22 protein-coding genes are annotated in these 25,573 nt (G+C 41.0%); 11 read left to right on the top strand and 11 right to left on the bottom strand.

All coding sequences use genetic code 11. The features are described 5' to 3' along the window. Positions 1-89 precede the first annotated feature (89 nt). The 3 genes from HS960_RS23550 to HS960_RS23540 all read right to left on the bottom strand — a co-directional run bounded on the left by HS960_RS23550 (position 90) and on the right by HS960_RS23540 (position 2,629). Positions 90-533: a MarR family winged helix-turn-helix transcriptional regulator gene (locus tag HS960_RS23550; RefSeq protein ID WP_046672798.1), complete on the bottom strand. Its 444-nt coding sequence runs from the start codon at positions 531-533 to the stop codon at positions 90-92. A gap of 266 nt (positions 534-799) precedes the next feature. Next, positions 800-1,576, bottom strand: a complete 777-nt coding sequence (locus tag HS960_RS23545) for an amidohydrolase (protein WP_046672799.1) — start codon at positions 1,574-1,576, stop codon at positions 800-802. Between the two features lie 84 nt (positions 1,577-1,660). Continuing rightward, on the bottom strand, positions 1,661-2,629 hold the full coding sequence (locus HS960_RS23540) for a polyprenyl synthetase family protein (protein WP_153845695.1): 969 nt from the start codon (positions 2,627-2,629) through the stop codon (positions 1,661-1,663). Positions 2,630-2,740: 111 nt separating this feature from the next. Between HS960_RS23540 and HS960_RS23535 the strand changes: the two genes are divergently transcribed. Both HS960_RS23535 and HS960_RS23530 read left to right on the top strand, forming a co-directional pair. Continuing rightward, on the top strand, positions 2,741-3,910 hold the full coding sequence (locus tag HS960_RS23535; RefSeq protein ID WP_153845696.1) for a glycosyltransferase family 4 protein: 1,170 nt from the start codon (positions 2,741-2,743) through the stop codon (positions 3,908-3,910). Next, on the top strand, positions 3,907-4,236 hold the full coding sequence (locus tag HS960_RS23530; RefSeq protein ID WP_046672802.1) for a metal-sulfur cluster assembly factor: 330 nt from the start codon (positions 3,907-3,909) through the stop codon (positions 4,234-4,236). Before HS960_RS23535 ends, HS960_RS23530 begins: the two co-directional genes overlap by 4 nt. Positions 4,237-4,335: 99 nt before the next feature. On the opposite strand, the gene HS960_RS23525 is transcribed toward HS960_RS23530, so the two are convergent. Next, positions 4,336-5,577 carry a cation:proton antiporter gene (locus HS960_RS23525; protein ID WP_159727233.1) on the bottom strand — a complete coding sequence of 414 codons (1,242 nt, stop codon included), beginning with the start codon at positions 5,575-5,577 and terminating at the stop codon, positions 4,336-4,338. Positions 5,578-5,580: 3 nt separating this feature from the next. Beyond that, positions 5,581-6,060, bottom strand: coding sequence for a cation:proton antiporter regulatory subunit (locus HS960_RS23520; RefSeq protein ID WP_046672804.1), 480 nt, complete (start codon positions 6,058-6,060; stop codon positions 5,581-5,583). Positions 6,061-6,585: 525 nt separating this feature from the next. On the opposite strand from HS960_RS23520, the gene HS960_RS23515 reads away from it, so the two are divergent. Continuing rightward, positions 6,586-9,615: a SusC/RagA family TonB-linked outer membrane protein gene (locus HS960_RS23515; RefSeq protein ID WP_159727235.1), complete on the top strand. Its 3,030-nt coding sequence runs from the start codon at positions 6,586-6,588 to the stop codon at positions 9,613-9,615. A 13-nt stretch (positions 9,616-9,628) separates the two neighbouring features. Further along, positions 9,629-11,251, top strand: a complete 1,623-nt coding sequence (locus tag HS960_RS23510) for a RagB/SusD family nutrient uptake outer membrane protein (protein WP_153845699.1) — start codon at positions 9,629-9,631, stop codon at positions 11,249-11,251. 48 nt (positions 11,252-11,299) lie between these two features. Here HS960_RS23510 and HS960_RS23505 read toward each other — a convergent pair whose 3' ends face one another. After that, positions 11,300-12,082, bottom strand: coding sequence for an MBL fold metallo-hydrolase (locus HS960_RS23505; protein ID WP_153845700.1), 783 nt, complete (start codon positions 12,080-12,082; stop codon positions 11,300-11,302). A 114-nt stretch (positions 12,083-12,196) separates the two neighbouring features. Here HS960_RS23505 and recJ point away from each other — a divergent pair, with 114 nt between their 5' ends. The 3 genes from recJ to HS960_RS23490 all read left to right on the top strand — a co-directional run bounded on the left by recJ (position 12,197) and on the right by HS960_RS23490 (position 16,323). Then, positions 12,197-13,897, top strand: coding sequence for a single-stranded-DNA-specific exonuclease RecJ (gene recJ / locus HS960_RS23500; RefSeq protein WP_153845701.1), 1,701 nt, complete (start codon positions 12,197-12,199; stop codon positions 13,895-13,897). Positions 13,898-14,052: 155 nt separating this feature from the next. After that, positions 14,053-14,787: an LPS export ABC transporter ATP-binding protein gene (lptB, locus tag HS960_RS23495; protein WP_028072074.1), complete on the top strand. Its 735-nt coding sequence runs from the start codon at positions 14,053-14,055 to the stop codon at positions 14,785-14,787. Between the two features lie 21 nt (positions 14,788-14,808). Next, positions 14,809-16,323 (top strand): GH3 auxin-responsive promoter family protein, encoded by a 1,515-nt coding sequence (locus HS960_RS23490; protein WP_153845702.1) that lies wholly within the window; start codon positions 14,809-14,811, stop codon positions 16,321-16,323. Between the two features lie 192 nt (positions 16,324-16,515). On the opposite strand, the gene HS960_RS23485 is transcribed toward HS960_RS23490, so the two are convergent. Further along, complete coding sequence (locus tag HS960_RS23485) at positions 16,516-16,674, bottom strand: hypothetical protein (RefSeq protein ID WP_153845703.1); 159 nt, start codon at positions 16,672-16,674, stop codon at positions 16,516-16,518. 325 nt (positions 16,675-16,999) lie between these two features. Here HS960_RS23485 and HS960_RS23480 point away from each other — a divergent pair, with 325 nt between their 5' ends. Then, entirely contained in the window at positions 17,000-18,070 is a 1,071-nt protein-coding gene (locus HS960_RS23480) for a branched-chain amino acid aminotransferase (protein WP_046672808.1), read from the top strand. A 151-nt stretch (positions 18,071-18,221) separates the two neighbouring features. Here HS960_RS23480 and miaA read toward each other — a convergent pair whose 3' ends face one another. The 4 genes from miaA to pdxA all read right to left on the bottom strand — a co-directional run bounded on the left by miaA (position 18,222) and on the right by pdxA (position 22,488). Beyond that, a complete protein-coding gene (miaA, locus tag HS960_RS23475; protein WP_153845704.1) occupies positions 18,222-19,142 on the bottom strand; it encodes a tRNA (adenosine(37)-N6)-dimethylallyltransferase MiaA in 921 nt (306 codons plus the stop codon). A gap of 46 nt (positions 19,143-19,188) precedes the next feature. Then, positions 19,189-19,782: an IS1096 element passenger TnpR family protein gene (locus tag HS960_RS23470; RefSeq protein ID WP_153845705.1), complete on the bottom strand. Its 594-nt coding sequence runs from the start codon at positions 19,780-19,782 to the stop codon at positions 19,189-19,191. 45 nt (positions 19,783-19,827) lie between these two features. Beyond that, entirely contained in the window at positions 19,828-21,261 is a 1,434-nt protein-coding gene (locus HS960_RS23465; protein ID WP_153845706.1) for a CCA tRNA nucleotidyltransferase, read from the bottom strand. Between the two features lie 171 nt (positions 21,262-21,432). Then, a complete protein-coding gene (gene pdxA, locus HS960_RS23460) occupies positions 21,433-22,488 on the bottom strand; it encodes a 4-hydroxythreonine-4-phosphate dehydrogenase PdxA (RefSeq protein ID WP_070560760.1) in 1,056 nt (351 codons plus the stop codon). 81 nt (positions 22,489-22,569) lie between these two features. On the opposite strand from pdxA, the gene rsmA reads away from it, so the two are divergent. The 3 genes from rsmA to HS960_RS23445 are packed head-to-tail and all read left to right on the top strand — an operon-like array spanning position 22,570 to position 25,526. Continuing rightward, positions 22,570-23,349: a 16S rRNA (adenine(1518)-N(6)/adenine(1519)-N(6))-dimethyltransferase RsmA gene (rsmA, locus tag HS960_RS23455; RefSeq protein ID WP_153845707.1), complete on the top strand. Its 780-nt coding sequence runs from the start codon at positions 22,570-22,572 to the stop codon at positions 23,347-23,349. Position 23,350: 1 nt separating this feature from the next. Next, positions 23,351-24,535, top strand: a complete 1,185-nt coding sequence (locus tag HS960_RS23450; RefSeq protein WP_153845708.1) for an FAD-dependent monooxygenase — start codon at positions 23,351-23,353, stop codon at positions 24,533-24,535. Between the two features lie 58 nt (positions 24,536-24,593). Beyond that, entirely contained in the window at positions 24,594-25,526 is a 933-nt protein-coding gene (locus HS960_RS23445) for an NAD(P)-dependent oxidoreductase (protein WP_153845709.1), read from the top strand. Positions 25,527-25,573: the final 47 nt, after the last annotated feature.

Below are 25,573 nucleotides of genomic sequence, written 5' to 3'. Positions count from 1 at the left end.
ATATAAAAAAGGTCCCCTATGTGTTCAACATAGGGGACCTTTTTTATACCCTGATAGTTCCCTTATGAAATAAAACCAACTACTTATCTTTATTTCAAATTAAACAATACGCGATGCAGAATGGTATTTGATAAGGTAATTTGATCGTCGGCCAATCCCCCTAAGGCCTGTTCAATTGTATTTTTTGCCTGCTTCATTCCTTCATCCTTCATCTTTCGTCCTATTTTTGTTAAATAGATCAGATTGGACCGTCTGTCGTTTTTATCATTAACGCGGATAACCAAATTTACCCGCTCCAGGTTATTAATTAATCGAGTAACACTTGGTTTATCTCGAAATGTGCGAACAGCAAGCTCCTGCTGGGTAAGCCCCTCTTCTACCCACAGGTTATACATGATACTCCATTGTTCAGAAGTAATGTTTAACCCGGCCTCCTTGAGATTACGTTGTAATCTCCGCATAACTGCAATTGAGTATTTCCCCGTTAGGAAATTATAAAAATACTCTTGTGATACTAAATCTTGGTCTAACATATGAATAATGGTTATGGTTGTTTACGCAACTTATTTTAATAATAAAACGTCGTCTTTCATTCAATATGAGAAAAAGCTAAACGTATTTTGGCTAATAGTTAGCCTAAATTACGCTTTAATATAGCTGTCTCAAACAAAATTTTATCAACATGTCATAAGTAGATGTTGATAAATCATAACAATTTGATTTATACTAGACTGAATTTAATAAATAAAAAGGATACAAACAAAATAAATGCTTGCAATTATACCTAATTTAGAGGATGTTATCCGATAGTAAAAGAGTCGGAATCTTTTAAGAAAGGAAATTTCTCACGTGCTTCCAACAGATCGTTCGGATTTAAGGTAAAGGTATATAAGTCCTCATCTTCCGGTTTATAATACACCACGTCACCAAGTGGCGATATACACATAGAGCCACCAGAATAGTAAATATCATTACCATCATGCCCTACCCGGTTTACCCCTACAACATAAGCTTGGTTTTCTATTGCACGTGCTGGAATAAGGGCTCTCCAATGTGCAGAGCGCTTGTCTGGCCAACTGGCTGTATACACTAAAATATCATAGGCGCCGTTTTGATTTTTAGACCAGACTGGGAATCTAAGGTCATAACAGATCATCGGGCAAATTTTCCATCCTTTGATATCCACCAGGATACGTTCATTTCCTGGCTCGAAGTACTCGCTTTCTTTAGATAATCCGAAAAGATGACGTTTATCATATTTTACATATTTACCATCTGGAAACATCCATACAAAGCGATTATAGTATTTTCCGCCTTCCTCGATAATCAAAGAACCGGCAACAACACAGTTAAGTGAGCTTGCCATTTCAAATAGCCATCTTGTCGTAGGTCCATTTGCAGGTTCTGCACATTTCTCGACATTATTCGTGAAGCCCGTATTAAACATTTCGGGGAGAATAATAACATCCGTTTTCTCACGCAATGAGGAAAGTCTCAATGCAAGATTATTTAGATTCTTCTCGATATTTTCCCAGAATAAATATGCTTGAAATACGGTGATTTTTAAAGGCTCCATGAACGTAATCTAAAAATTTATTTAATTATTTTCTTACAAAAAAAACATTTACAGGCAAGATACGAATTTTAATAGAATTTATACTTATTGCTGTCTTACCAAAAGGTTATTTGCTAACACTAATAACGCTTCTTTGCGATCATTTGGTACATTCAATGCTTCCATTTTTTCAAATGCCCGTTGTGTATAGATATCTTTCAATTCGTCGGCCGCAATTTTAATCTCATACTTCTCGTATAAGGCAAGCATATCTGTTACTTTTGATGGAGCAGTCTCTATAGATGTGTCCAATAAGCCTTGTAAGACTGTCTTATCGTCGTCCGAAATTACCGCCATCAACTTCACCAATAAAAAGGTTTTTTTATTGATCATGATATCACCACCAACGATCTTTCCAAAGGTATCTGGATCTCCATAGGCATCCAAGATATCGTCCTGTAATTGAAATGCTAAGCCGACATTCTCTCCAAAATCGTAGATCAGCTGCTGTTGCTGTTCATCTGCTCCAGACAAAATAGCACCCAACTGTAACGCTCCGCCCAATAACACCGAAGTTTTAAGACGGATCATCTCAAGATATTCAGGCATTGTCAGCGAATCCCGACTCTCATAATCCATATCCAATTGCTGGCCCTCACATACTTCCATAGCCACTTTACTCAAAATTTTCAAGGTTGCGGGCAGGTAAATAGGGTTACACTTTGAAATCTCCTCATAAGCTTTGACCAACAAGCCGTCTCCAGACAATATAGCAATATTAGCATCCCACTTCTCGTGAACTGTCGTTTTACCCCTTCTTAAAGGAGCCTTATCCATCAGATCATCGTGGATCAGTGAAAAGTTATGAAAAAACTCCACTGCCTTGGCAGCAGGGATAATTTCATCCATCTCTTGCATGCCGAATAATTCGGCAGCCATCAATGTCAGCACTGGTCGAACCCTCTTTCCGCCCAAAGTCAATATATACCGTATCGGATCATATAAATTTGATGGTGTTTCAGGAAATTGACTTGTCTCTATCGCCTCTATCACGAGTTGTTGTAAATGTTGCATATATCTTTACGATCGAATCTTGCGAATATAGCAATAATCATATAGAAATGGCAATTTTGTGCCCTTAAAGGAAGTCACACCAAAATTGTACATTTGCATAAGTCTTTTATTATGCGCATACTGATTATCCATACATTTTATCAAGATCCTGGTGGTGAAGACACTGTATTTCAGCAGGAATCTTCCCTCCTCGCGCAAGGACATGAGGTCCAAACGCTAACCTTTCAAAATAAAAAGGGCTGGCAGGGTGCATTACAGACAATAGGATCTTTTTGGAATATTTGCGCTGCTCAACGTGTCAAAAAAATAATTCGGATGTTCAAACCAGATATCGTTCACGTTCACAACACCCATTACGCAGCGGGTCCGATTATCGTTCGTACGATTGCAAAACTCGGCATCCCCCAGGTCATGACCTTGCATAACTTCCGTTTACTATGCCCTTCGGCGACGCTGTACCACCACAACCATCTCTTTCTAGACTCACTCCAAGAGGAGTTTCCGTGGACGGCCATTCGGCAAAAGGCATTCAATAATTCCACAGTCAAAACATTTCTTCTGGCTTTGAATTATTGGTTTCACCGTAAAATTGGAACTTGGGCAAAGGTAAATCGCTACATCAATTTAAGCTCCTTTGCAAAGAACATATTCGTTGAATCGACCTTGCACCTTCCGTCTACTAAATTCGAGATTAAACCCAACTTTGTTTTTCCTGCCACAATAGCGCCCGAGGGTACACAGGCCTACTTCGTATACGTCGGTCGTCTTTCAGATGAAAAGGGGATATTGAATCTGATCGATACTTTTATCGGCACAGATTTTCAACTACAGCTAATTGGTGGCGGTCCGCTCGAAAATGAGGTCTTGAGAAGCATTAAAAACCAGCCGAATATATCCTACCTCGGTTTCAAAAAAAGGTCAGAAATACTGCCCCTGATAGCCAAAGCACAGGCACTACTCGTACCATCGATTTGCTTTGAAGGTATGCCGATCACGATTCTTGAGGCTTATTCAGTCGGAACAGCTGTGCTCTGCTCAAATCTAGGCCCACTCCCCGAACTGATTATCCCCGGCAAAACAGGACAAACTTTCGATCCCCACAACAAAAACGATATCATCCAATGTTTAAGGGAGTGGAGTACAAAAACGACAAATGAAAAAGATGAGATAAGAAAGACCTGCATTGCTTACTATTTTAGTAATTTTACTCCTGAAATAAATGAAGCGAAATTATTAGCGATCTATCAAAACGCTATTCACGATAAAAAATTGAATAAATGAGTATCATTGTATTAGATAAACTGGGTCTAGCGCCACAAATCCAAGCTGTACTGGAAACAATTTATGATCCTGAACTGAAACCCGCAAATATTGTGGATTTGGGGCTTGTATATGAAATCATTACGAAGGAAGAGGGTATTGCAAAGATTGTAATGACGCTGACTGCTCCTGGCTGCCCCGTGGCAGGCGAAATCATGAATGAAGTTCAAGAAAAAGTTGCTGCTGTAGCAGGTGTCAAAGAAGCATTGGTCGAATTGACATTTGATCCCCCCTGGACAAAAGACATGATGTCGGAAGAAGCAAAACTAGAGTTAGGGTTTTTATAAAATTCAATAGCTCATAATAACAAAGAGGATCCTACAGTATTGTAGGATCCTCTTTGTTTGTGACCACTCATATAAGAGCACCCCTATCATCCAGAAGCGCTAAGTGGTCTGATTATTTTCCAAATCACTCAACTTTTTCAAAGGCTTGGAGCTATTGGCATCCGTACCGAAAAGTAATTTCCACAGATTACGGGACTCTTTGGTCAATAGTGGGGATACAATGGAAAGAATGAGAACATATACAACCACAAAGGATTGAATAACGGGCAATAAAGCCCCTGCTTTACCAATATTTGCCATGATAATGGAAAACTCTCCCCGCGCAGACAACGTAAAGCCAATATCAAAAGAAGTTTTAGGTTTCATGCCCGAAAATTTAGCTGCAAAATACCCCGATGCAAGATTACCCATCACCGTCACCAGCGCTGCAATCGAAGCCCAAAATACAGCCCCTCCAAGTGACATAATATCAATAGACAATCCGAAACTAAAGAAAAACATTGCCCCAAAAAAATCTTTATAGGGCAGTACCATCGATTCAATCTTTTTGATGTATTGCGAATCTGCTAACACCAAGCCAGCCATCAATGCCCCAATTGCCTCCGCAACATGGATGGTTTCAGAGAAACCTGCCACAATAAACAGTAAGGCAAAGATGATCAATATAAATAATTCAGAAGTTTTCTCCTTCAATAAGCGATCAATCGCAGGCACCAGTTTTCTGCCCAAAATCAAAAAGGCCAATATAAATCCCAAGGCCAGTAAGGAAGTTCCTGCTACCGTCCAAAAAGAACTGCTTCCTGTCAGTATCAAGCCCGAAAGGAAAGAGATATGCATCGCTATAAACAGATCATCGAACATAATCATCCCCATAATAACCTCAGTCTCCGGGTTGGCCGTGCGTTTGAGATCTGTAAGAACCTTTGCAACAATAGCCGTGGAAGAACTTGTCATGATACCGCATAAGACCATCATCTCCTTAAATGGCATATCCATTAGCCATCCGATCAACAAGCCTGAGGTAAAGTTCAATAAGACGTAAATTGTCCCGCCTGTGACAATTGCTTTACCGGATTTAATAAGGCGATTGACCGAAAACTCAAGTCCCAGATAGAACAGCAGGAATAATACGCCCAACCGTCCCATGAAATCTATAAAGGGTTTACTTTCTGTAAATGTTAAATCCACCAGACCAACCTGTGGAGCGTGCTGTCCCAAAACCATTCCTATAATAATGAAAAATGGAATAACAGAAAACTTAAGCTTATTGGCTATTAGGCCAACAATGGCAACAAGTCCTACAGCGATTCCAATTTCCAGTATTAAGGTATGTGATAGCATAAATTACAGTAAAATTTCCTTCAAAAGTTTAATATTATTCTTCTTTCCAGCAATGACAAGTGTGGTACCTGGGCTAATCAAATAAGACGGTCCTGGATTGATAACCGTATCATCATCCCGTATGCCAGCAATAATTGATGCACCTGTACGTTGACGAACTTCCAGCTCTCCAATTGTCTTTCCTGCCCCCTCATTTTTGCCTTCCACTTTGTACCATTCAATGCGTAAATCGTCCAAAGCAACTTCAATTGTCTCCAAAGCTTTAGGCTTGTAGGACAAACCACCGATAATACCCGCAATCTGCCGAGATTCATCGTCATTGAGTGTCATGACGCAACGTGACTCATGTTCCTCGTCATCATAGCGATAAAGTTCCCGTCTGCCATCGTCATGGATAACAACAACCATATTGTCTCCCGCATCGGTTTCAATTTGAAATTTTTTTCCAATTCCAATCAGATCGGACTCTCTTACAATAGACATAATCTTCTATTTAAATAAATACTAATAATATAAGCTTCATAAAGTTGTTTACAACAATTACGAAAACAAGCTAAAGGTTCTTTCTAACAAAAAACAAAGACTTTTAGAAAAAACAGCATCAGCCCTTAGCTACTAAAACACAAATTTACCCAAAAAATCAATCTTAAACGAATCCGCTGGTATCTGACGGGATGGGCTACAAAGACCAAATTACCCCAAAATACTAAAAAAAGAGCAGAAAAACGACCCTTTTAACCGATTTCATCCCTTTTTTCGACGTATGGCATCTTGATGACACAACTGAACAACAATAAAATCGCTCGACGTACACCTGTTATTAACGATCGGAATTCCTAGGCGAACAAATCAGCTTCCATTAGCTCCAATTTTTCATTACAAAACCCCATTTCTATAACGTTTTCGTAGTTCGTGCAATCGTTTGTTCCAAGAAGCAATAGAATTGCCAACGCTTTATTTCTTTATAATTGCCGCATTAAACACTTACTGAATCTAAATTACACACCTATGGTCAAAAAGAGTCATCTCATCCTTCTGACACCATTATCAATTTTGTCATTAGCGGCACCTATTTACGGGGTAGCAAATCCACGTAATTTGGTTGCAATAACCAGTCGTTCACCCTTCCAGCAAGCCGTCTCCGGAAAGGTCGTTGATGAAACGGGGAAACCAATAAGCGGTGTTACCGTTTCTGAAAAAGGTAAAGCAGCAGCAACTACAACCAATCAAGACGGTATCTTCTCACTGAACGTCAGTTCAAAAAGTGCCATCCTAACATTTAACTCGATCGGATTTACGGCGAAAGAAGTCTCTGCAGCACAAGCATCACAAATAACCTTGACAAAATCTGAGGATGTTTTGGATGAAGTTGTGGTCGTAGGTTATGGTAAACAGAAAAAGAGCGATTTGACAGGAAGTATCGCTACAGTGGAAGCAAAATCCCTGGAACGAATAAATTCACCGAATGTTGTCGATAAACTTCAAGGTAAAATTTCTGGTTTAGCGATCAATTCCGGCTCGGCCAAACCTGGCGAAACAGCTTCTATCAATATCCGCGGTGAGAACTCGATCTCGGCCTCCAATGCACCCCTAATTATCCTGGATGGAATTCCTTTTAGTGGTTCCCTGGGTGATATCTCTTCCAATACAATTGCCAGTATCTCGGTACTGAAAGATGCCTCATCCACCGCAATCTATGGCTCAAGAGCTGCAAATGGCGTTATCCTCATCACCTCAAAAAAGGGTGCAGCAGGAAAAGCACGCATCAATTATAACGGCTATTTTGGGGTTCAAAGTGTAGAACGCCGCCTTAAATTGATGAACGGCCCACAGTACATCCAATTTATGCGTGATTACCAGGCTTCGAAAGGAAAAACCGGCGATCAGCTCAACCCAGAAAATTATCTTTTTGCCAACGTATTGGAACAATACAAAAAAGGGGAAGAAGTCAATTGGCAGGACGAAGTATTCAATAGTGGCGCTCCCATTCAGGAACATCAACTCAGTTTTTCGGGTGGAACGGATAAATCCGATTACTATGCATCTGTAAGCTACCTAAATCAAGATGGTGTGGTAAAAAACACGCCATACGAAAGATATAATGTCAATCTAAACCTCAACCAAAGTTTAAGCTCTTGGTTAAAGCTAGGAATGACCATGCAGGCTTCTCAAGGGAACCGTGACGGCGTACAGCCTAACCTCGAAAGTGTCGTAAAACTTTCCCCTTACAGTAAAAACCGTGATGCCGATGGAACTGCTATAACGTACCCGATGTACGCACAAACATTGTGGGCACACCCTTTCGCAGACGAAAAAGGCCAATGGGATCAGACCAGAAGAACGGTCTATGCGAATACTTGGCTTGATGTGAAACTCCCTATTGAAGGATTAAGTTTCAAAACCACCTTCGGAACAAACTATCGAAATATTAACGAAAACTCCTACTATGGTTCAAATACGGTTACAGGACGCGGTGTGAACGGTACCGGATCAATTTACAATGAGCATTTCTGGGACTGGACCTGGGAAAATCTCTTGACCTATGACCGTACCTTTGGTGACCACAAGATCAATGTCGTGGGCCTCTATTCTTCCCAGAAAACAAATTTGAAAACTTCAAGAATGAATGGAGACGATTTTGTATCAGATGCCGGATATAACAACATGGCTTCTGCCTCTAAAAATCTTAAGATCGAATCCAACCTTCAAAATACAGCGATGATTTCCTACATGGGAAGAATCAACTATGCCTTTAAGGATCGCTACCTATTAACCTTAACAGGTCGTTCGGACGGTTATAGTGCATTTTCTGTAAACAACCGATATGCATTTTTCCCATCCGTTGCAGGAGCCTGGGTGGTTTCTAAAGAAGGAAATGTGCAGGACTATTTCGACTTGTTAAAACTTCGTGTTTCTTATGGTAAAAATGGAAATCAGGCCGTATCACCTTATCAAACTTACGACCGTCTGACCAACGTCGATTATATCTATGGTCTTGACCCAGTCAAAGGACTTGTGATGAATTTCAATGGACGTGGAAGCAATCTAACTTGGGAAACGACAGCTTCATTAAACCTTGGTTTGGATTTTGGTATTCTCAAAAATAGACTTTCAGGAACGATCGACTACTACTCCTCAAAAACATCGGATCTTTTATTAAGTGAACAGGTCCCTGTCATGAACGGCTACAACACCATTTTGACCAATATCGGTGAAACTTCCAACAAAGGGATAGAAGTTAACTTGAATGCCATACCTGTCAAAAACGACAATTTCCAATGGAATGTAAATACGACCTTTGCCTATAACAACAATAAAATCACCAAACTGCGCGCTGATGGAAAAGATGATTTGACCAATGCCTGGTTAATCGGAAAGCCTATCCGTATTTTCTACGATTATAAAGTCATTGGTGTATGGCAAGAGGGCGAAGACATCGCAAACTCCTATCAACCTAAAGCGAAACCTGGCGATGCCAAGTTAGCAGACCTCAACAACGACGGTAAAATCGATGCCAATGACCGCACCATGATGGGGAACAAAATATCACCTTATACACTCGGTATAGGCAATGATTTCACGTACAAAAATTTCTCCCTGTCGTTCTTTATGAATGGGGCATTTGGTGGAACGAAAATAGATGATTTCAAAAACATCGAACGTTTCTTACCTAACAACGGCGCCAATTATCTTGCTGACATGCCTTACTGGACACCGGAGCGTACAAACACAGACATCCCATCCCCTGGATACACGCCTGTAAATAACCATACGTATTATATCAATTCATCCTATTGGCGAATTAGGGACTTTAGCTTGGGCTATACCTTTGATGGCGATTTTCTAAAAAGATTGAATCTCTCTTCCATTAAAGCATTTATTAACGCCCGTAACCTCTATACATTCTCCAAAATCAAAGGTTACAACGTAGAGGCATTGAGCGTAAGTTCGACCACAGGTAATCCAACAACGACAAATATTGCCAGTCCTTATCCTGTTGCGAGAACATTCTCATTGGGAGTAAATGTCCAATTCTAAACACATCAAGATCATGAAGAAAAGAAATACAACTTTATATACAATTCTAGCTGGCCTAAGCTTACTTTTTACAGGCTGCAGCAAGAACTTCTTAAATGAAGACACCAGCAGCTTTCAGTCACCTGATAATACCTATATTAATACGAAAGGCTTCGAAACTGGACTAAATGGTTTATACTCTTATGCCCGCATGGAATTCCTGACCTGGAACGGTAGTATCTTTTCCCAAGGAGCAACTCCACAGGAGGCACTACAGGTCGGAACAGATATCGTTGCTATCAAAAACACAGGTACAGACGCTACATTGGCTCCATTCAGCAATTATACGCTAAATCCTGCTTCGTCTTATGTCCGCAATTATTGGAAATATGCCTACGGATTTATTGGTAATACCAATACCATCCTCGAGGCTTTAAAAAAGGATGGTATTAGCTGGACAGACAAGGACAACGATCCAAAACGTGTGGAAGCAACGGCCCGTTTCTTCCGCGCCTATAGTTATCGCTACTTAGTTAACCTGTACGGCGATGTGCCTTGGGTGGACAAGGTATCCGAAACACCCCGTCGCGATTTCACGCGTACACCGAAAGCTGAAATCTTGACGCACATGATTGAAGACCTGAAGTATGCAAGTGAAAACCTGCCCGACAATCCAGGAACAATTCAGGAAGGTAAATTGACGAAATGGGCTGCTTTACACTACCTGGCAGAAGCATATATCGAAGCTGGACAGCCAGATTTAGCTGCAGAAGCTGCCAACAAAGTTATTCAAAGTGGCTACTTTAAATTGAACGATCAACGTTTTGGTGCCGAAAAAGATAAACCCGGGGATTATTTCCACGATATGTTTATCGAAAACAATCAAAATCGCGGTTCCGGCAATCAAGAAACGATCTGGGCCATCCAATTGGAATACAATACACAAGGCGGCGGCGACCGCTACACGGATTGGAGTAAACGTGCCTGGGTGCCTTTCTATTCACAACAAAAAGGATTTGCTTTGGCCGACTCACTTGGTGGAAGAGGTCTTGGGCACGTACGCCCTTATCAATGGTGGCTGGATAGTTATGAAAAACAAGATGTCAGAAATTCATCTTTCAATATCAAACGCGATTGGTATTATAACGATCCTTCCGTCCCTGAACTTTATGGCAAGAAGATCGTACTTACCGACGCCATCAAAGAATCAGGCAATGTATTCCCGACAACAACCAAATTTTTCTACGGAAAGACAGCTGTTGATCCTGCATTTGAAGGAAATATGAAGGACCGTGTGAAAGTACGTCTGGCAGAGACTTACCTACTATTGGCTGAAGCATACTGGCGCGCCAATAAACCGGCACAAGCTAAAGATGCCATCAATGCTGTCCGTGCCCGTGCAAAAGCGTCATTAATCGATGCCACAGCAATCAATGCTGATTTGATTCTCGACGAACGCGCCCGGGAGCTTATTGGTGAGGAAATGCGCCGTATGACCCTTGCCCGTTTTGGTGAGGATATCTTTTTACGCCGTGTGCAAACATTAAACACACAATCAAAAAATGTGGTGAAAAAAGAATTTATTCTTTGGCCTATTCCACAAGAAGTTATTGACAGTAACACTGGTGCAGCCTTCCCACAAAATCCGGGATACTAAACCTTCCAAAAACCTCCATGTTCCCAAAAGGTCATGGAGGTTTTTACTTTATAACTTTGCGTTAACCAGCTTATAGGTTCCATCTTCCCGGATCTGACTACGGCCAATGGTTATATTTTTAGAATGATAAAACAAAAAAATCCAGCCTGCTGGCGCGCCTTCTGCCCAATACTCCTGACGCAAGGCTTTGGAGCGCCGACCATCAAAATCATATTTGGCGACATAATTATGGAAAATTTCTTCAGGCTCAGGTAATACATCTCCGCCAAAGAAATAGTGCTGATCATCCGTTTGAATATGAAATGCCTGATGATGCGCGGTATGTCCACCATTGAGCGCATAGCTGATTTCATCATTTATTTTTCCTTCACCTTCCACCAGTACCAAATTTCCACTGCGTTGAATCACATCAAAAATCTCGGTCCTGTATGAACTGGAGATCCCTGAATAGGCGTCTTCCCATTCCCCACGTTGAACAATATATTCGGCTTCAGGAAATGCGATACGTCCAGTTCCGTTTTCAAATGTGACCATCCCACCGGCATGATCCTTATGAAGGTGGGACATCAGTACATATTTTACATCTTCGGGTCTAAAGCCAGCCTTACGGATATTATGATGCAGCTGTAGCACAGCACTGTCATCGGTATAGCCAAGGCCGGTATCACAGAGAACAAGTCCGGCATTAGTTTGGATCAAGAAGGGATGGACACGGATAAACATCGCCCCCGGTCGGTCCTTAGGGTCGTCTAGAAGTGGATCAAAGGGAATAAATTTTCTACTCTTGTCTACGGAAAAAGAACCTTCATATAAAGAATAAGCCTGCACCATATTTAAAACATTGGGAATATGCACGTTAAGCAACAGCGGATCAATACCGGGTTTAGGAATTAGGTAAGTCCAGCCTTAAAACGTATATTTACACTTAAAATATTGTGCAAAGATATGCAAAAAAGGTGGGTACTAAAATCTAAAACTGATGTCAAAATAACCAACAAACTGCGCGAGGAATTAAACATCAACACTGTATTGGCAGAGTTGCTCGTGAGCAGAGAAATTGAGACTTTTGACGAATCAAAGCAGTTTTTTAGACCTCAATTATCGGATTTGCACGATCCATTTTTGATGCGGGACATGGAGAAAGCCATCACCCGTATTATCCAAGCCATCGGCAACAAAGAAAAAATTCTGATCTATGGAGATTATGACGTAGACGGTACCACAGCGGTAGCCGTTGTTTATAGTTTTTTTAGGGAATTTCATAGCCAGCTGGAGTTTTATATCCCAGACCGCTATGCCGAAGGTTATGGCATCTCCACACAAGGCATCGACTATGCCGCAGCAAATGGTTTCAGCTTAATTATTGCCTTGGACTGCGGTATCAAGGCCGTCGATAAAATAGATTACGCAAATAGCAAAGGAATTGATTTTATCATTGGCGATCACCACCTTCCCGGTGAAGAACTTCCCAAAGCCTATGCCGTATTAGATCCCAAGCGTGCAGACTGTGAATATCCCTATAAAGAACTTTCAGGTTGTGGAATCGGCTTTAAGATTATTCAGGCTTTTATATTGACCAACGGCATGGATATCAATGCCTGCTATCAATTTTTGGATCTTGTGGCCGTGAGTATCGCTTCGGACATTGTTCCGATTACCGGTGAAAATAGAATACTCAGCCACTTTGGCCTTATTAAACTTAATACGAATCCCTGCGTCGGACTAAAGGCACTGATTGACTTATCAAATAATCGAACGAAGATCTTTACAGTTAATGACATTGTGTTCCAGATCGGCCCACGCATTAATGCTGCTGGAAGAATAGACCATGCCAAAGATGCCGTCAAGCTTTTGATTTCCAAATCGCTACAAGAAGCCAAAGACTTTAGTTCGAGCATTGACGATCAAAACAATGTCCGTAAAGACTTTGATCTCAAAATAACAGAAGAAGCGCTGGCACTCATTGAGGACAATGCCCTACTTAAAAGCCGCAAATCCACTGTATTGTATAAAGCCGACTGGCACAAAGGTGTCATTGGTATTGTAGCTTCCCGCCTGACCGAAAAATATTACCGTCCGACGATTATATTGACCGAAACAAATGGTCATATTGCAGGTTCCTGCCGTTCGGTACTAGGTTTTGACTTGTATGAAGCCTTAAGCGAATGCGCCGATCTATTGGAGCAATTTGGTGGTCATAAATATGCTGCCGGACTAACGATGTCCTTAGATAATGTCACCCTATTCCAAGATCGTTTTGAGGAAGTGGTATCGCGACGTATCAGTCCTGAAATGCTGACCCAAGAAATTTTGATCGATGCTAAGCTAGCGTTGAAGGATATCGACGCTAAGTTCTTCCGTATTCTCCAGCAGTTTGAACCTTTCGGCCCCCAAAATGAATCTCCTATTTTCCTCAGTAAAAAGATAAATGCAGTAGGACAAGCCTTTATTGTAGGCACGAATCACCTCAAGATGACCGTTGTTCAAGAAGACTCTCCTTCATTTGACTGTATCGGTTTTGGACTGGCAGAACATATCACACATATCAATTCCGGACAAAGTTTCGACATCTGTTACAGCATTGAAGAGAATGTGTGGCGCAACAAAAGAAACTTACAGCTAAACATCAAAGGGATTAAGTATTAGTATTGCAATAGTAAGAAGATATTAAATATATTTACACAAGATTTGGTCAGGCATAAAACCCTCATACTGGATTAGATACCAGGCATGAAAGAATGGTGAGGGTTCTTAAGTAGTCCTATTGAACAGATACATATAACACAAGACACTCCACGAAGATGATTTTAAAGGCAGAACATCTCATAAAAAAATATAAGCAGCGCACCGTTGTCAACAATGTTTCCTTCCATGTGGAACAAGGAGAGATTGTCGGGTTATTAGGTCCTAATGGGGCAGGAAAAACGACCTCATTCTATATGATTGTTGGTCTTATCAAGCCCAATGAAGGTAAAGTATTCCTCGACGATCAGGAGATTACGCAGGATGCGATGTACCAACGTGCCCAACGCGGGATAGGTTACCTCGCCCAGGAAGCATCGGTCTTTCGGAAGCTCTCTGTAGAAAACAACATCCTGGCTGTATTAGAAATCCACTATCCGAATAAAGAAGAACGTTTGGCAAAACTGGAAGAACTACTCACAGAATTCAGCCTACACCGTGTCCGCAAGAACAGGGGTGATTTGTTATCCGGTGGTGAGCGTCGACGTACCGAAATTGCGCGAGCATTAGCTGCAAATCCATCTTTTATACTTTTGGATGAACCTTTTGCAGGGGTTGACCCAATCGCCGTAGAAGAAATTCAGACGATCGTAGCCAAGCTCAAAACCCGTAATATCGGCATCTTAATTACCGACCACAACGTACAGGAAACCCTATCTATTACGGACAGGGCCTACCTCCTGACCGAAGGAAAGATTATGTTGACGGGTACCCCTGAGGAAATTGCAGATAATGAGCTTGCCCGTAAATTTTATCTCGGTCGACATTTTGAATTAAGAAGGAAAAAATTTTAAAGATTAAAGAATCTCCCCCCTATGGCCTTATTAAACTCCATTTTTACTTGGTTCATGAAAAAAAGAATTCACCAGATTGAACTTTTCATGAAATACCCACACGATGTACAAGAAGAATGGTTCCAAAGTTTAATTGCCACTGCTGAAGCTACGGAATGGGGAAAAAAATACGATTATACAAGTATATTAACGCCAGAAATCTTCAAAGAACGCGTCCCTATACAGGACTATGATGATATCAAGGGCTACGTTGATCGCATGATAAAAGGCGAACAGAATATCCTGTGGCCTTCTGATATCAAATGGTTTGCCAAGTCCTCAGGTACCACATCTGACCGTAGCAAATTTATTCCCGTTAGTGAGGAAGCGCTCGAAGAATGTCACTTCCAGGGTGGTAAAGATATGCTTACAATCTATTGCCATAATAGACCCGAAAATCGCGTATTTACAGGAAAATCTGTTGTTATTGGTGGTTCCTCACAAATAAACAATTTCAGTCCGGATTCCTACTACGGCGATCTTTCATCAATCCTCATCCGTAACCTTCCTTTCTGGGCAGAATTTAAGCGAACGCCCAATATGGAGGTTACTTTAAACCCAAACTTTGAAGAGAAAATTGAGCAGATTGCCCAAATTACACTCAAAGAAAACGTAACGAGCCTAGCTGGCGTACCGACATGGAATATTGTTATGGCCAAACGTATTCTTGAGATTACAGGCAAAGACAACCTACTGGAAGTATGGCCAAATCTAGAGTTTTATGGGCATGGCGGAGTGAGCTTCAAACCTTATCGCGAGCAATTCCAAAAATTGATCCCTTCTGACAATATGTATTATCTAGAGAATTATAATGCCTCAGAAGGATATTTTGGTTTACAAGATCAGTCGGATTCGGAAGATCTTCTGCTTATGCTAGATTATGGTATTTATTACGAATTCTTACCTACTGAGCGAATGCACGAAGAAAATCCGTCAACCTTACGTTTGGATCAGGTGGAGCTTGGCAAAAACTATGCATTGATCATTTCAACTAATGCTGGTTTGTGGCGTTATAAAATCGGAGATACCATCAAGTTTACGTCATTATCTCCTTATCGCTTTCAGATCTCCGGACGTACCAAACAATTCATTAACACCTTTGGCGAAGAGGTTATTGTTGACAACGCCGAACAGGCTCTGGCCGAAGCGAGCAAGTTGACACAGGCTCGTATAAAAGATTATACTGCTGGGCCTGTCTATTTTAAAGATGCCGAAGCCGGAGCACATGAATGGGTGATAGAATTTGAACAACAACCCAATGATTTTAGGCGTTTTTGTGAAATATTGGATGCTAAACTCCGTGAAATCAATTCGGATTATGACGCCAAACGATTTAAGAATATGGCGCTCCGACCGCCTATTGTACACAATGCACCCGAAGATACGTTCTATAAATGGATGAAATCAAGAGGTAAGCTAGGTGGACAAAATAAGGTTCCAAGATTGAGCAATAGTCGCGAATATCTCGACCCGCTATTGAAAATACTAGCCGAATAATACGGCGTACCGAATGAAAAATTCCACATACTGACCGAATAATAGGGTGGTCTCCGGCTGGAGATTAGCCAAAATTTTTGGATTCCCTTATTTTGGCTAATCTCGTATTGCTGAATTTTGTTGTTTTAAAGAACTGCTGTGAGTTCGTCTAATTGATAAGCTCAAGAAAGCTTAGACTATAATGGAGGTTTGTTAAGGTTTAATTGCCGTTTTATATAAAAAAACAAAAAAACCAAGGATAAAATTCATAGAAATACCTTTCTTCTGAACTTCAACTTCACCCTGTAACACTGAGCGATTATCGCCTGATGCTACTTCACTACTTTTGTTAAGACTGTGAGTCAATTCCATACTAAGTTTATTTTTATGATAAGTGATTTTATAGCGTTACTGCGGACCAAAAAGCCCATCTATAGGACCGCATTCTGTATAGCCAAACTTTATGCCACAATATCAAATCACCGTGTTAATTAATAAAAAATTAACACATTTAATTATTAATACGGGCTAGCCGAGAAATATGAAGTAAAATTCTTCCATTTCAAAAAAAAGTGTAGTAAAATAGGGAACAACTGTCCGAAATAAAAGGCATATCAAAGCGGGTAAATTATCCGGGTATACGTGCAACTTATATTTCATTTTTTTCCTAACTTAGCCTAAGTAATTAAAAAATAAGATGAACGCGACAGAGAACTATTCAATTCGCGTAGAGCCAACTCAAAATTCAAGACTCTCGCAAGTAGATTTCGACAATCTAAAATTCGGAAAGATTTTATCCGACCACATGCTGGTCGCAAACTATGATGACGGTGAATGGAAAGATGTCAGCATCGTCCCTTATGGAGATATCAGTATTAGTCCTTCGATGTCCGCTTTACATTATGGTCAAGCGATCTTTGAAGGAATCAAAGCTTATAAATTTGCAGATGGAACAGTGAGTATCTTCCGTCCGGACAGAAACTGGGAAAGATTCAACAAATCTGCCGCACGTCTTCAAATGCCGGAGGTACCTGAGGAGATTTTTATGGATGGCCTAAGCAAACTATTGGACATCGACCGTAACTGGATCCCGGCAAAAGAAGGTTCATCATTGTACATCCGTCCTTTTATGTTCGCAACAGAAGCGGCATTAGGTGTACACCCTTCAAAGTCATACAAATTTATCATTATCACTGGTCCTGTAGGCGCATATTACAGCAAAGCAATCAGCTTAAAAGTTGAGACCTACTATACGCGTGCAGCAGAAGGTGGTGTTGGTTTTTCTAAAAATGCGGGTAACTATGCCTTATCGCTTTACCCTACACAATTGGCCAATGACGAAGGTTATGACCAAATTATGTGGACAGATGCTTCTGAACATAAATATATTGAAGAAGCAGGTACGGCAAACCTTATTTTCCGCATTGGAGATACGATTATTACACCACATGGTGATACAATCTTACACGGTGTAACACGCCGTACAATTATGGAATTGGCGGAGAAATGGGGTTATAAAGCCGAGCAGAGAAAGGTATCTATTCAAGAACTAATTGACGGTATTAAAGCCGGTACAGTAACTGAAGCTTTCGCAGCTGGTACGGCAGCCACAATTACCGATATCAGCCGTATCGGTTTTGAAGGACAAGATTATCACTTGCCACCAGTAGAGGGCCGAGAGTTTTCAAATCGTGTTTTGAATTACCTCAACGACTTGCGCTATGGCAAAGTAGAAGATCCATTCGGATGGAACTATTTAGTAAAGTAATTTCCAAAATGAAATAGAAAAGCCTTTGTTATTAATAATAACAAAGGCTTTTTTTATTGCCTATATACGTTATACATGCCTTGAAACGCGGTCTATAAGCTTCGTTTGAATCTTCGCGGATAACGTCAAGTTCTCTACTCCTGCTAAATGCTTAGGAATGCTCTCCCGTCAGCTCCTTTTGAATAAAATCAATTATAGCGGCTGTTTCCTGGGATTGAAACCAGTGCGTATTACCATATTTTTTAAACCATGTAATCTGTCGCTTGGCATAACGTCTCGAATTTTGTTTGATTTTTTCGGTCGCTTCCACCAAAGACTGCTTGCCATCGAGATAATCAAACAACTCAGCATAACCGACAGTGAGCAGTGCAGGTTTCGTCTTAAAGGGCAGTAGGTTTTTAACTTCGTCCAGTAAGCCATTTGCCATCATCAAATCTACACGTAAATTGATCCTTTCATATAATCTTGCCCGATCCATATTCAAGCCAATGGTAAGTATATCAAAAGGTCTTTTCTCGACATCTTTCTTATGGTAAAAGGACATCGGTTTACCTGTCGCCTCAAAAACTTCAAGAGCCCGTACGACACGTTGCGGATTATCGATGTCTGCCGTTTCAAAATATGCAGGGTCAATACTTTTCAATCGATCTTTTAAGACCTCCAATCCCAATACTGCAAGTTCATGATTAAGTCGCTCGCGCACTTCATCCCCGGCCTTGGGCAGATCATCCAATCCTTCGCACAGGGCCCGTACAAACAGGCCCGATCCACCTACCATAATTACGACATCATGCAATTGAAATAGTTCATCTAGTTTCAGTAAAGCCTCACGTTCAAAATCTCCTGCAGAATAATCCTGCGTGATGGAGTGTGAATCAATGAAATAATGGGGAGCAGCAGCAAGTTCCGCTGGATCTGGTTTAGCTGTACCAATAGACATTTCCCGATAGAACTGACGAGAATCAGCAGAAATTATCGCTGTTTTAAAATATTGTGCCAATGAAATAGCCATTGTAGTCTTACCAACGGCAGTTGGCCCCACAATGGCTATCAATGTTTTTCTATTTGCCATAATATAGCACTTCACAGGCCTAAAAGGACCTGTAAAGTCTTCTTAATTAATATTCGTCTTCGTAGCCGTTGGATTCTTCACGCTCTTCACCTTCTTCGCTCTCTTCCTCATCGTCACCATCACTGTCGAAGCCATCCAATTCGTCTTCATCATCTACGCCATATTGCGTATCGTCTTCCTCCACATAATCGTCCTCTTCAACAGCATCCGCTACTGGGAAATTAGCCGCAGTCATGGTTTTAGGAACCTGACCCATAGACTTAAACAGCGCCGGATAGTCCTTCCCATCCTCTTCCTTCAAGATCTTGATCAATTCAACCTGGAAATCATAAGGACGATCAAAATTGTAAACGTAGTAAAATTTCTGATGTGGATCATCGATAAACTTACTCAAACGGATATTCTCCATCAACAATACCTCAGCATCTTTTTTACGTTGTGTAGGCTTAAATGCGATCTCAATTCCCTTTTTCCATTGATCATTACTCACATAGAAAGAGGAAGATGCATCTGGAGCATATCCTGTTGATTTATGGATCTCCTCATGTAGGTCTATAAATGTACTTTTAGAAGGCATGTCGATCTCACGATATACATCTTCATAATCCTCAAAAGTAACTCTAAATCTATAAATTGCCATCTCTGCTATTTTCTTCTTTTAACCCTCTAAAATTAATACTATATTTTAAGAATTGGAAATTTCCAATGGGATTTCTTGTTTGACCGTCAGGTTCATTTCCCCTGCCTTTTTCACCAAGAATTGATAAGCCTCTAATCGGGAATTTGGAATCTCGCCCTCCAGAATAGCCTCACGAATCAAATTTTTCAGCTGGCCTACAGTACGCCCTGGCGCTAAGCCAAATAGGATCATGATATCCTCTCCACTGATCGGCGGCTGCCAGTTTCGAACCTTGTCTCGCTCTTCGACATCCTTCAATTTTTGTTTGACAAGTTCAAAATTCTGACGATATTTTTTCTTTTTAAACTCATTTTTTGTGGTCACATCCGCATGACATAGCATCATAAGGGCTTCAATATCATCTCCCGCTTCAAACAACAGACGACGTACGGCAGAATCCGTTACGATATCTTGCGCCAAGACAATAGGCCGAAGATGCAATTGTACCAGCTTTTGAACAAATTTCATTTTCTCATGGAGCGGCAGCTTCAATTCAGCAAAAAGCTTTGGTACCATACGGGCACCACGATCTTCGTGGCCATGAAACGTCCAGCCGAGCTTTTTATCAAAACGTTTTGTTGCCGGTTTGGCAATATCATGCATAATCGCTGCCCAACGTAACCAGAGATCTTCAGACAATTCACATACATTATCCAGCACTTCCAACGTATGGTAGAAATTATCTTTATGGCCTTTGCCATCAATGACATCAACCCCATGTAAATTATACATGGCTGGAAATATCAATTCCAGGAGACCAGTATCAAAAAGATATTTAAAACCGACTGACGGCTTAGGTGAGAGAATAATCTTATTGATTTCATCGATAATACGTTCTTTCGAGATAATCTTTATTCGCTCTTTGGTATCGCTAATCGCTTTGATCGCATCAATCGTGATTTTAAAATTTAGTTGTGTCGCAAAACGGATGGCCCGCATCATACGCAACGGATCATCGGAAAACGTTTCTATCGGATCCAGAGGCGTTCGAATAACACGCTGTTCAAGATCCTGCACGCCGTCAAATGGATCCACTAAAGTACCATAATCCGCTTTATTCAATGAAAACGCCATCGCGTTGATCGTAAAATCACGTCGATTTTGATCATCGGATAAGGTACCGTCTTCCACAATAGGCTTACGTGAGTTGGCACGATAAGATTCCTTTCGGGCACCGACAAACTCCACATTGAGTCCTTCATAAACCAACATTGCTGTACCAAAATTCTTATAGACAGCAACTTTGGTATGTAGCCTATCACCCAATAAAGTCGCAAATTCAATGCCGCTGCCGACGACAACAATATCCACATCATTCTTAAAAGGCCGCTTCATAATATAGTCGCGAACATACCCCCCAATGACATAACATTCTGTATTTGTTGTCTCGGCGAGTTCCTTAATGATTGAAAATATTGGATGTTGTAAATTATCGTACATAGTTAGAACAGCAGGTAAAAAACCAAACAGTCTGCAAAAGTAACAATTTTTTTTGTATTGGAATTAGAGACAATTGAACAAGGATCAAAGACGCTGACACTGTAAGCGGCGAGCTTACAGACTAACATCAACAATCTTTATCCTTGTCCCTAAAAAAGTAAGACGGAATATTTAGTCTCTATCTTTGGATAACTTACGGAAAGCAAGTGGATTTTTAAGTAATTCGGCTTGTTCACGGCGGCGTTTTACAATATGTAAAGCCGAGAAAATTGCCTCTACAAAAGAGCTTTCAGAAGCTAAGTTTTTTCCAGCAATATCATAGCCTGTACCGTGATCTGGCGAAGTACGTACGATAGGTAAACCAGCTGTAAAGTTTACACCGGCACCTTTGGCAATATGCTTAAAAGGAATTAAACCCTGGTCATGGTACATTGCGAGTACCGCATCGAATTTCTCATAAGCACCTTTTGCGAAGAATCCATCGGCAGGGTATGGACCAAAGCAGAAGATCCCCTGTTCATTTGCTTTTTCTACGGTAGGTCTAATGATCTGATCATCTTCTGTACCAATAATCCCATGATCGCCAGCATGTGGGTTTAGGCCCAAAACCGCGATCTTAGGCTTTTCAATCCAAAAATCTTTCTTCAACGAGTCATTCATCAGGGCTAGCTTTTTAAGAATAGCTTCTTCGGTAATATTAGCCGCAACCTCATGCAGTGGAATATGACCTGTTACCACACCAATACGTAATTCATCACAAACCATAAACATCAATACATCATCAGCCTCTACTTTGGCCTGCAGATATTCGGTATGGCCCGGAAATTGAAATCCCTCCTGTTGAATATTATGCTTATTAATTGGGGCAGTCACTAAAGCATCAATCTTGCCGGCTTTCAGGTCTTCAACAGCTTTCTCCAACGAAAGGAAAGCATATTTACCGCCAATTTCGTTTTCTTCACCCAACGAAATCTTGACGTCTTCCTGCCAGCAATTGATCATATTTGCTCTTTTGGAATGCGCCTGCTCAGCATCATTGATCACGTTAAAACTAAAATCATTTACACCAATCGCTTTACGGTGAAAAGAAGCAACCTTTGTATTTCCGTAAACCACTGGCGTAAAGAAATCGCACATACGCTGATCTACCAAAGATTTAATGATGACTTCAAGTCCAATGCCGTTAATATCGCCTACGGTAATTCCGATTTTTAATTTATCGCTCATTCTGTTTAAATGCTTTGATTCAAAAATAGGGATTTTTTTCTTAGAATAACTTTTCACTTATTTATTTTTTACTTTTGCAACATGAGCACAGTAAGAGCAAAAAAACATTTAGGACAGCATTTCTTGAACGATAAAAATGCTGCACAAAAGATTGTGGAAGCATTGGATCCTAAATTGGGTTTTAGCCAAGTGCTTGAAGTAGGTCCGGGAATGGGTGTACTTTCTGATTTTCTCTTGCAAAAAGAGGAATATGAAACCTATTTGATCGATGTGGATGACGAATCCATTGCTTATTTGGACGATAAATATCCCCAATTGGGTAAGCGATTGATCCACGGTGATTTCCTGAACCTTGACTTTTCACAGTATTTTGGTGAGAAAATGGCTGTCATTGGCAATTTCCCTTACAACATCTCCTCCCAGATTCTCTTTAAAATTTTGGATGAACGCCAACGTGTCGTTCAAATGACGGGTATGTTCCAGAAAGAAGTAGCCGAACGTTGTACAGCTAAGGCGGGCAGCAAGGAATATGGTATCTTGAGTGTCTTTTTACAGGCCTATTATAAAGTAGAATACCTTTTTACTGTAAAAGCAGGAGCTTTTAATCCACCGCCAAAAGTATTGTCGGGCGTTATTCGCATGACGCGCAATGACCGTGAGCAATTGAATTGTGATGAAAAACTATTTTGGCGTGTTGTTAAAGCGGGCTTCAATCAACGTCGTAAAACCCTCCGTAACTCACTTTCGGGTGTTGTTCCCAAAGATAAAATGTCCGATAATCCACTATACGAGCTACGCGCAGAACGATTGACTGTAGATGATTTTGTCGGTTTAACAAGCGAAATAGCAAACAGTCTTTAGTATGCATTCATCGGACAGCACATTTATTATCGTTGGCGGAGGTATCGCTGGATTATGTGCTGCGATAGGGCTTGCAAAAGTAGGTATTGAAGCACATGTCTATGAAAGCGCCATTGAACTCAAAGGCATAGGTGCTGGATTCGGGCTCGCGGCCAACGCCATGCAAGCTTTGGAACATCTCGGATTGAAAGATGAAATCGTTCCGATAGGGCATTACCTTGCATCTTATAATGTCTTGGATCAAAAGGGAAATATTCTTGTTGAACCAGACACCAGGTCAATCAGTCAAAAATATCAACAGGACAATTTCGCCATCCATCGGGCAGATCTGCATCAGTTTCTCTTATCCAAAATCCCGAATGGACAGGTTCATCTCGGCAAACGAGCCGTTTCCTTTGAACGAGAGGGAGAAGATATTCAAGTTTATTTCGCAGACGGAAGCCATGTACGTGGTCAAGCCCTTTTGATTGCCGATGGCGTACACTCAGCATTACGACAACAACTGATACCGGGATCGGCACCCCGCTATTCAGGCTATACCTGTTGGCGGGCAACTATCGATAATAGCAGTATACAGCTCAGTAAAGGAACGGAAACCTGGGGCAGCAAAGGACGCTTTGGGATGACACCGCTTGTCAATAACCGCATTTATTGGTACGCATGCATCAATGCTGAGGCACAAAATCCGGTCTTAAAAAATTGGAAAACAAAGGAGCTCCTCGACAACTTCAAAGATTATCATGTCCCTATTCCAACAATTCTTTCGGAAACAAAGGATAGCGAACTAATTGCAAATGACATCATTGACATCGAACCACTTCAACAACTCGCTTTTGACAATATCCTATTATTGGGTGACGCCGGACATGCGACGACTCCCAACCTGGGCCAGGGAGCCTGTCAGGCTATTGAAGATGTTGCTGTGCTCGTGGATGAACTCCAGACCTCAGCTTCCGTTAATTTGGCTTTCCAAGGATTCGAAAAAAGAAGATTGGATCGGGTAAACTATATCTGTAATACTTCCTGGAGGATAGGAAAAATTGCACAATGGGAGAATCCATTCTTAATAGGAATGCGAAATTTTGGCATGAAAATAATGCCTAACCGCATGAAACAACAACAGCTGAACAAATTACTATCTGTAGATTTTATGCAGATCAACCGTAATGAAGACACTAGGATCTAAATCAACGTACTCCACAGGAATGACATGCACGAACAGACCCTACATAAAAAATAATTGAATGAAAGCTACAATTTTGATCGTCGACGATATTCATGAGGTCATGCTTAAAAAATTTGAGCAGGCAGGTATACATTACAATTATCAACCTGATATCAGCCGAGAAGAAGCTGAAAAAATCATCTCCAATTACTCGGGTATGGTTATCCGTTCCAAATTTCAGGTAGATAAAGCTTTTTTTGACCTGGCACCAAACCTCCGCTTTATCGCCCGTGCCGGTGCAGGTATGGACAATATCGACGATACAGTTGCTGCGCAAAGAGATGTGCTGTTAATTCCGGCCAATGAAGGCAATCGGGATGCTGTAGGTGAACATATGATCGGTATGTTGCTCAGTCTAATGAACAATCTGAATCGGGGTGACCAACAAATACGATCTGGCCAGTGGTTGCGTGAAGCCAATCGTGGATACGAACTTAAGGGACGTACTGTAGGCTTGATCGGCTATGGGCACAATGGTATGGCCATGGCAAAAAAACTATCCGGTTTTGATGTACAGGTGCTTGCCTATGATAAATATCGAATCGACTACGCGGATCAATATGCATCGGCAGCAGACATGGAAAAGATCTGCAAAGAAGCCGATGTGATCAGTTTCCATATCCCCTTAACGGATGAAACAAAGGGGATGATTGATGCGGATTATCTGGCTAAATTTAAAAAACCTATTTTCTTTTTACTGGGGGCACGAGGCGGTATTGTACAAGTACCCGCAGTGCTTAGCGGCCTTGATTCCGGTTCCATTATCGGAGCAGCATTCGATGTGTTGCCAGTAGAAAAGTTTCCAAAACTGGCTGAGCAGAACTGGTATGCAGATCTTATCCGTAGAGACAATGTGATCTTATCTCCACATGTTGCCGGATGGACATTCGAAAGTTATTATAAATTATCGGAAGTGGCTGCAGATAAGATCATCGCCTTTCTGACATCTTAATTTTTACAAAGAGCTATTTGTCAAGATCTCTGATCAAACAAAGGTGT

Source organism: Sphingobacterium paramultivorum (assembly GCF_014109745.1).
In the GTDB taxonomy this organism is placed as follows: Bacteria; Bacteroidota; Bacteroidia; order Sphingobacteriales; family Sphingobacteriaceae; genus Sphingobacterium; species Sphingobacterium paramultivorum.
This window is presented reverse-complemented; position numbering and strand designations above follow the sequence as displayed.

Bases quoted from the DNA above. Each gene is read 5' to 3' on its own strand.
- HS960_RS23550 (WP_046672798.1), bottom strand. From the start codon at position 533: ATGTTAGACCAAGATTTAGTATCACAAGAGTATTTTTATAATTTCCTA.
- HS960_RS23545 (WP_046672799.1), bottom strand. From the start codon at position 1,576: ATGGAGCCTTTAAAAATCACCGTATTTCAAGCATATTTATTCTGGGAA.
- HS960_RS23540 (WP_153845695.1), bottom strand. From the start codon at position 2,629: ATGCAACATTTACAACAACTCGTGATAGAGGCGATAGAGACAAGTCAA.
- HS960_RS23535 (WP_153845696.1), top strand. From the start codon at position 2,741: ATGCGCATACTGATTATCCATACATTTTATCAAGATCCTGGTGGTGAA.
- HS960_RS23530 (WP_046672802.1), top strand. From the start codon at position 3,907: ATGAGTATCATTGTATTAGATAAACTGGGTCTAGCGCCACAAATCCAA.
- HS960_RS23525 (WP_159727233.1), bottom strand. From the start codon at position 5,577: ATGCTATCACATACCTTAATACTGGAAATTGGAATCGCTGTAGGACTT.
- HS960_RS23520 (WP_046672804.1), bottom strand. From the start codon at position 6,060: ATGTCTATTGTAAGAGAGTCCGATCTGATTGGAATTGGAAAAAAATTT.
- HS960_RS23515 (WP_159727235.1), top strand. From the start codon at position 6,586: ATGGTCAAAAAGAGTCATCTCATCCTTCTGACACCATTATCAATTTTG.
- HS960_RS23510 (WP_153845699.1), top strand. From the start codon at position 9,629: ATGAAGAAAAGAAATACAACTTTATATACAATTCTAGCTGGCCTAAGC.
- HS960_RS23505 (WP_153845700.1), bottom strand. From the start codon at position 12,082: ATGGTGCAGGCTTATTCTTTATATGAAGGTTCTTTTTCCGTAGACAAG.
- recJ (WP_153845701.1), top strand. From the start codon at position 12,197: ATGCAAAAAAGGTGGGTACTAAAATCTAAAACTGATGTCAAAATAACC.
- lptB (WP_028072074.1), top strand. From the start codon at position 14,053: ATGATTTTAAAGGCAGAACATCTCATAAAAAAATATAAGCAGCGCACC.
- HS960_RS23490 (WP_153845702.1), top strand. From the start codon at position 14,809: ATGGCCTTATTAAACTCCATTTTTACTTGGTTCATGAAAAAAAGAATT.
- HS960_RS23485 (WP_153845703.1), bottom strand. From the start codon at position 16,674: ATGGAATTGACTCACAGTCTTAACAAAAGTAGTGAAGTAGCATCAGGC.
- HS960_RS23480 (WP_046672808.1), top strand. From the start codon at position 17,000: ATGAACGCGACAGAGAACTATTCAATTCGCGTAGAGCCAACTCAAAAT.
- miaA (WP_153845704.1), bottom strand. From the start codon at position 19,142: ATGGCAAATAGAAAAACATTGATAGCCATTGTGGGGCCAACTGCCGTT.
- HS960_RS23470 (WP_153845705.1), bottom strand. From the start codon at position 19,782: ATGGCAATTTATAGATTTAGAGTTACTTTTGAGGATTATGAAGATGTA.
- HS960_RS23465 (WP_153845706.1), bottom strand. From the start codon at position 21,261: ATGTACGATAATTTACAACATCCAATATTTTCAATCATTAAGGAACTC.
- pdxA (WP_070560760.1), bottom strand. From the start codon at position 22,488: ATGAGCGATAAATTAAAAATCGGAATTACCGTAGGCGATATTAACGGC.
- rsmA (WP_153845707.1), top strand. From the start codon at position 22,570: ATGAGCACAGTAAGAGCAAAAAAACATTTAGGACAGCATTTCTTGAAC.
- HS960_RS23450 (WP_153845708.1), top strand. From the start codon at position 23,351: ATGCATTCATCGGACAGCACATTTATTATCGTTGGCGGAGGTATCGCT.
- HS960_RS23445 (WP_153845709.1), top strand. From the start codon at position 24,594: ATGAAAGCTACAATTTTGATCGTCGACGATATTCATGAGGTCATGCTT.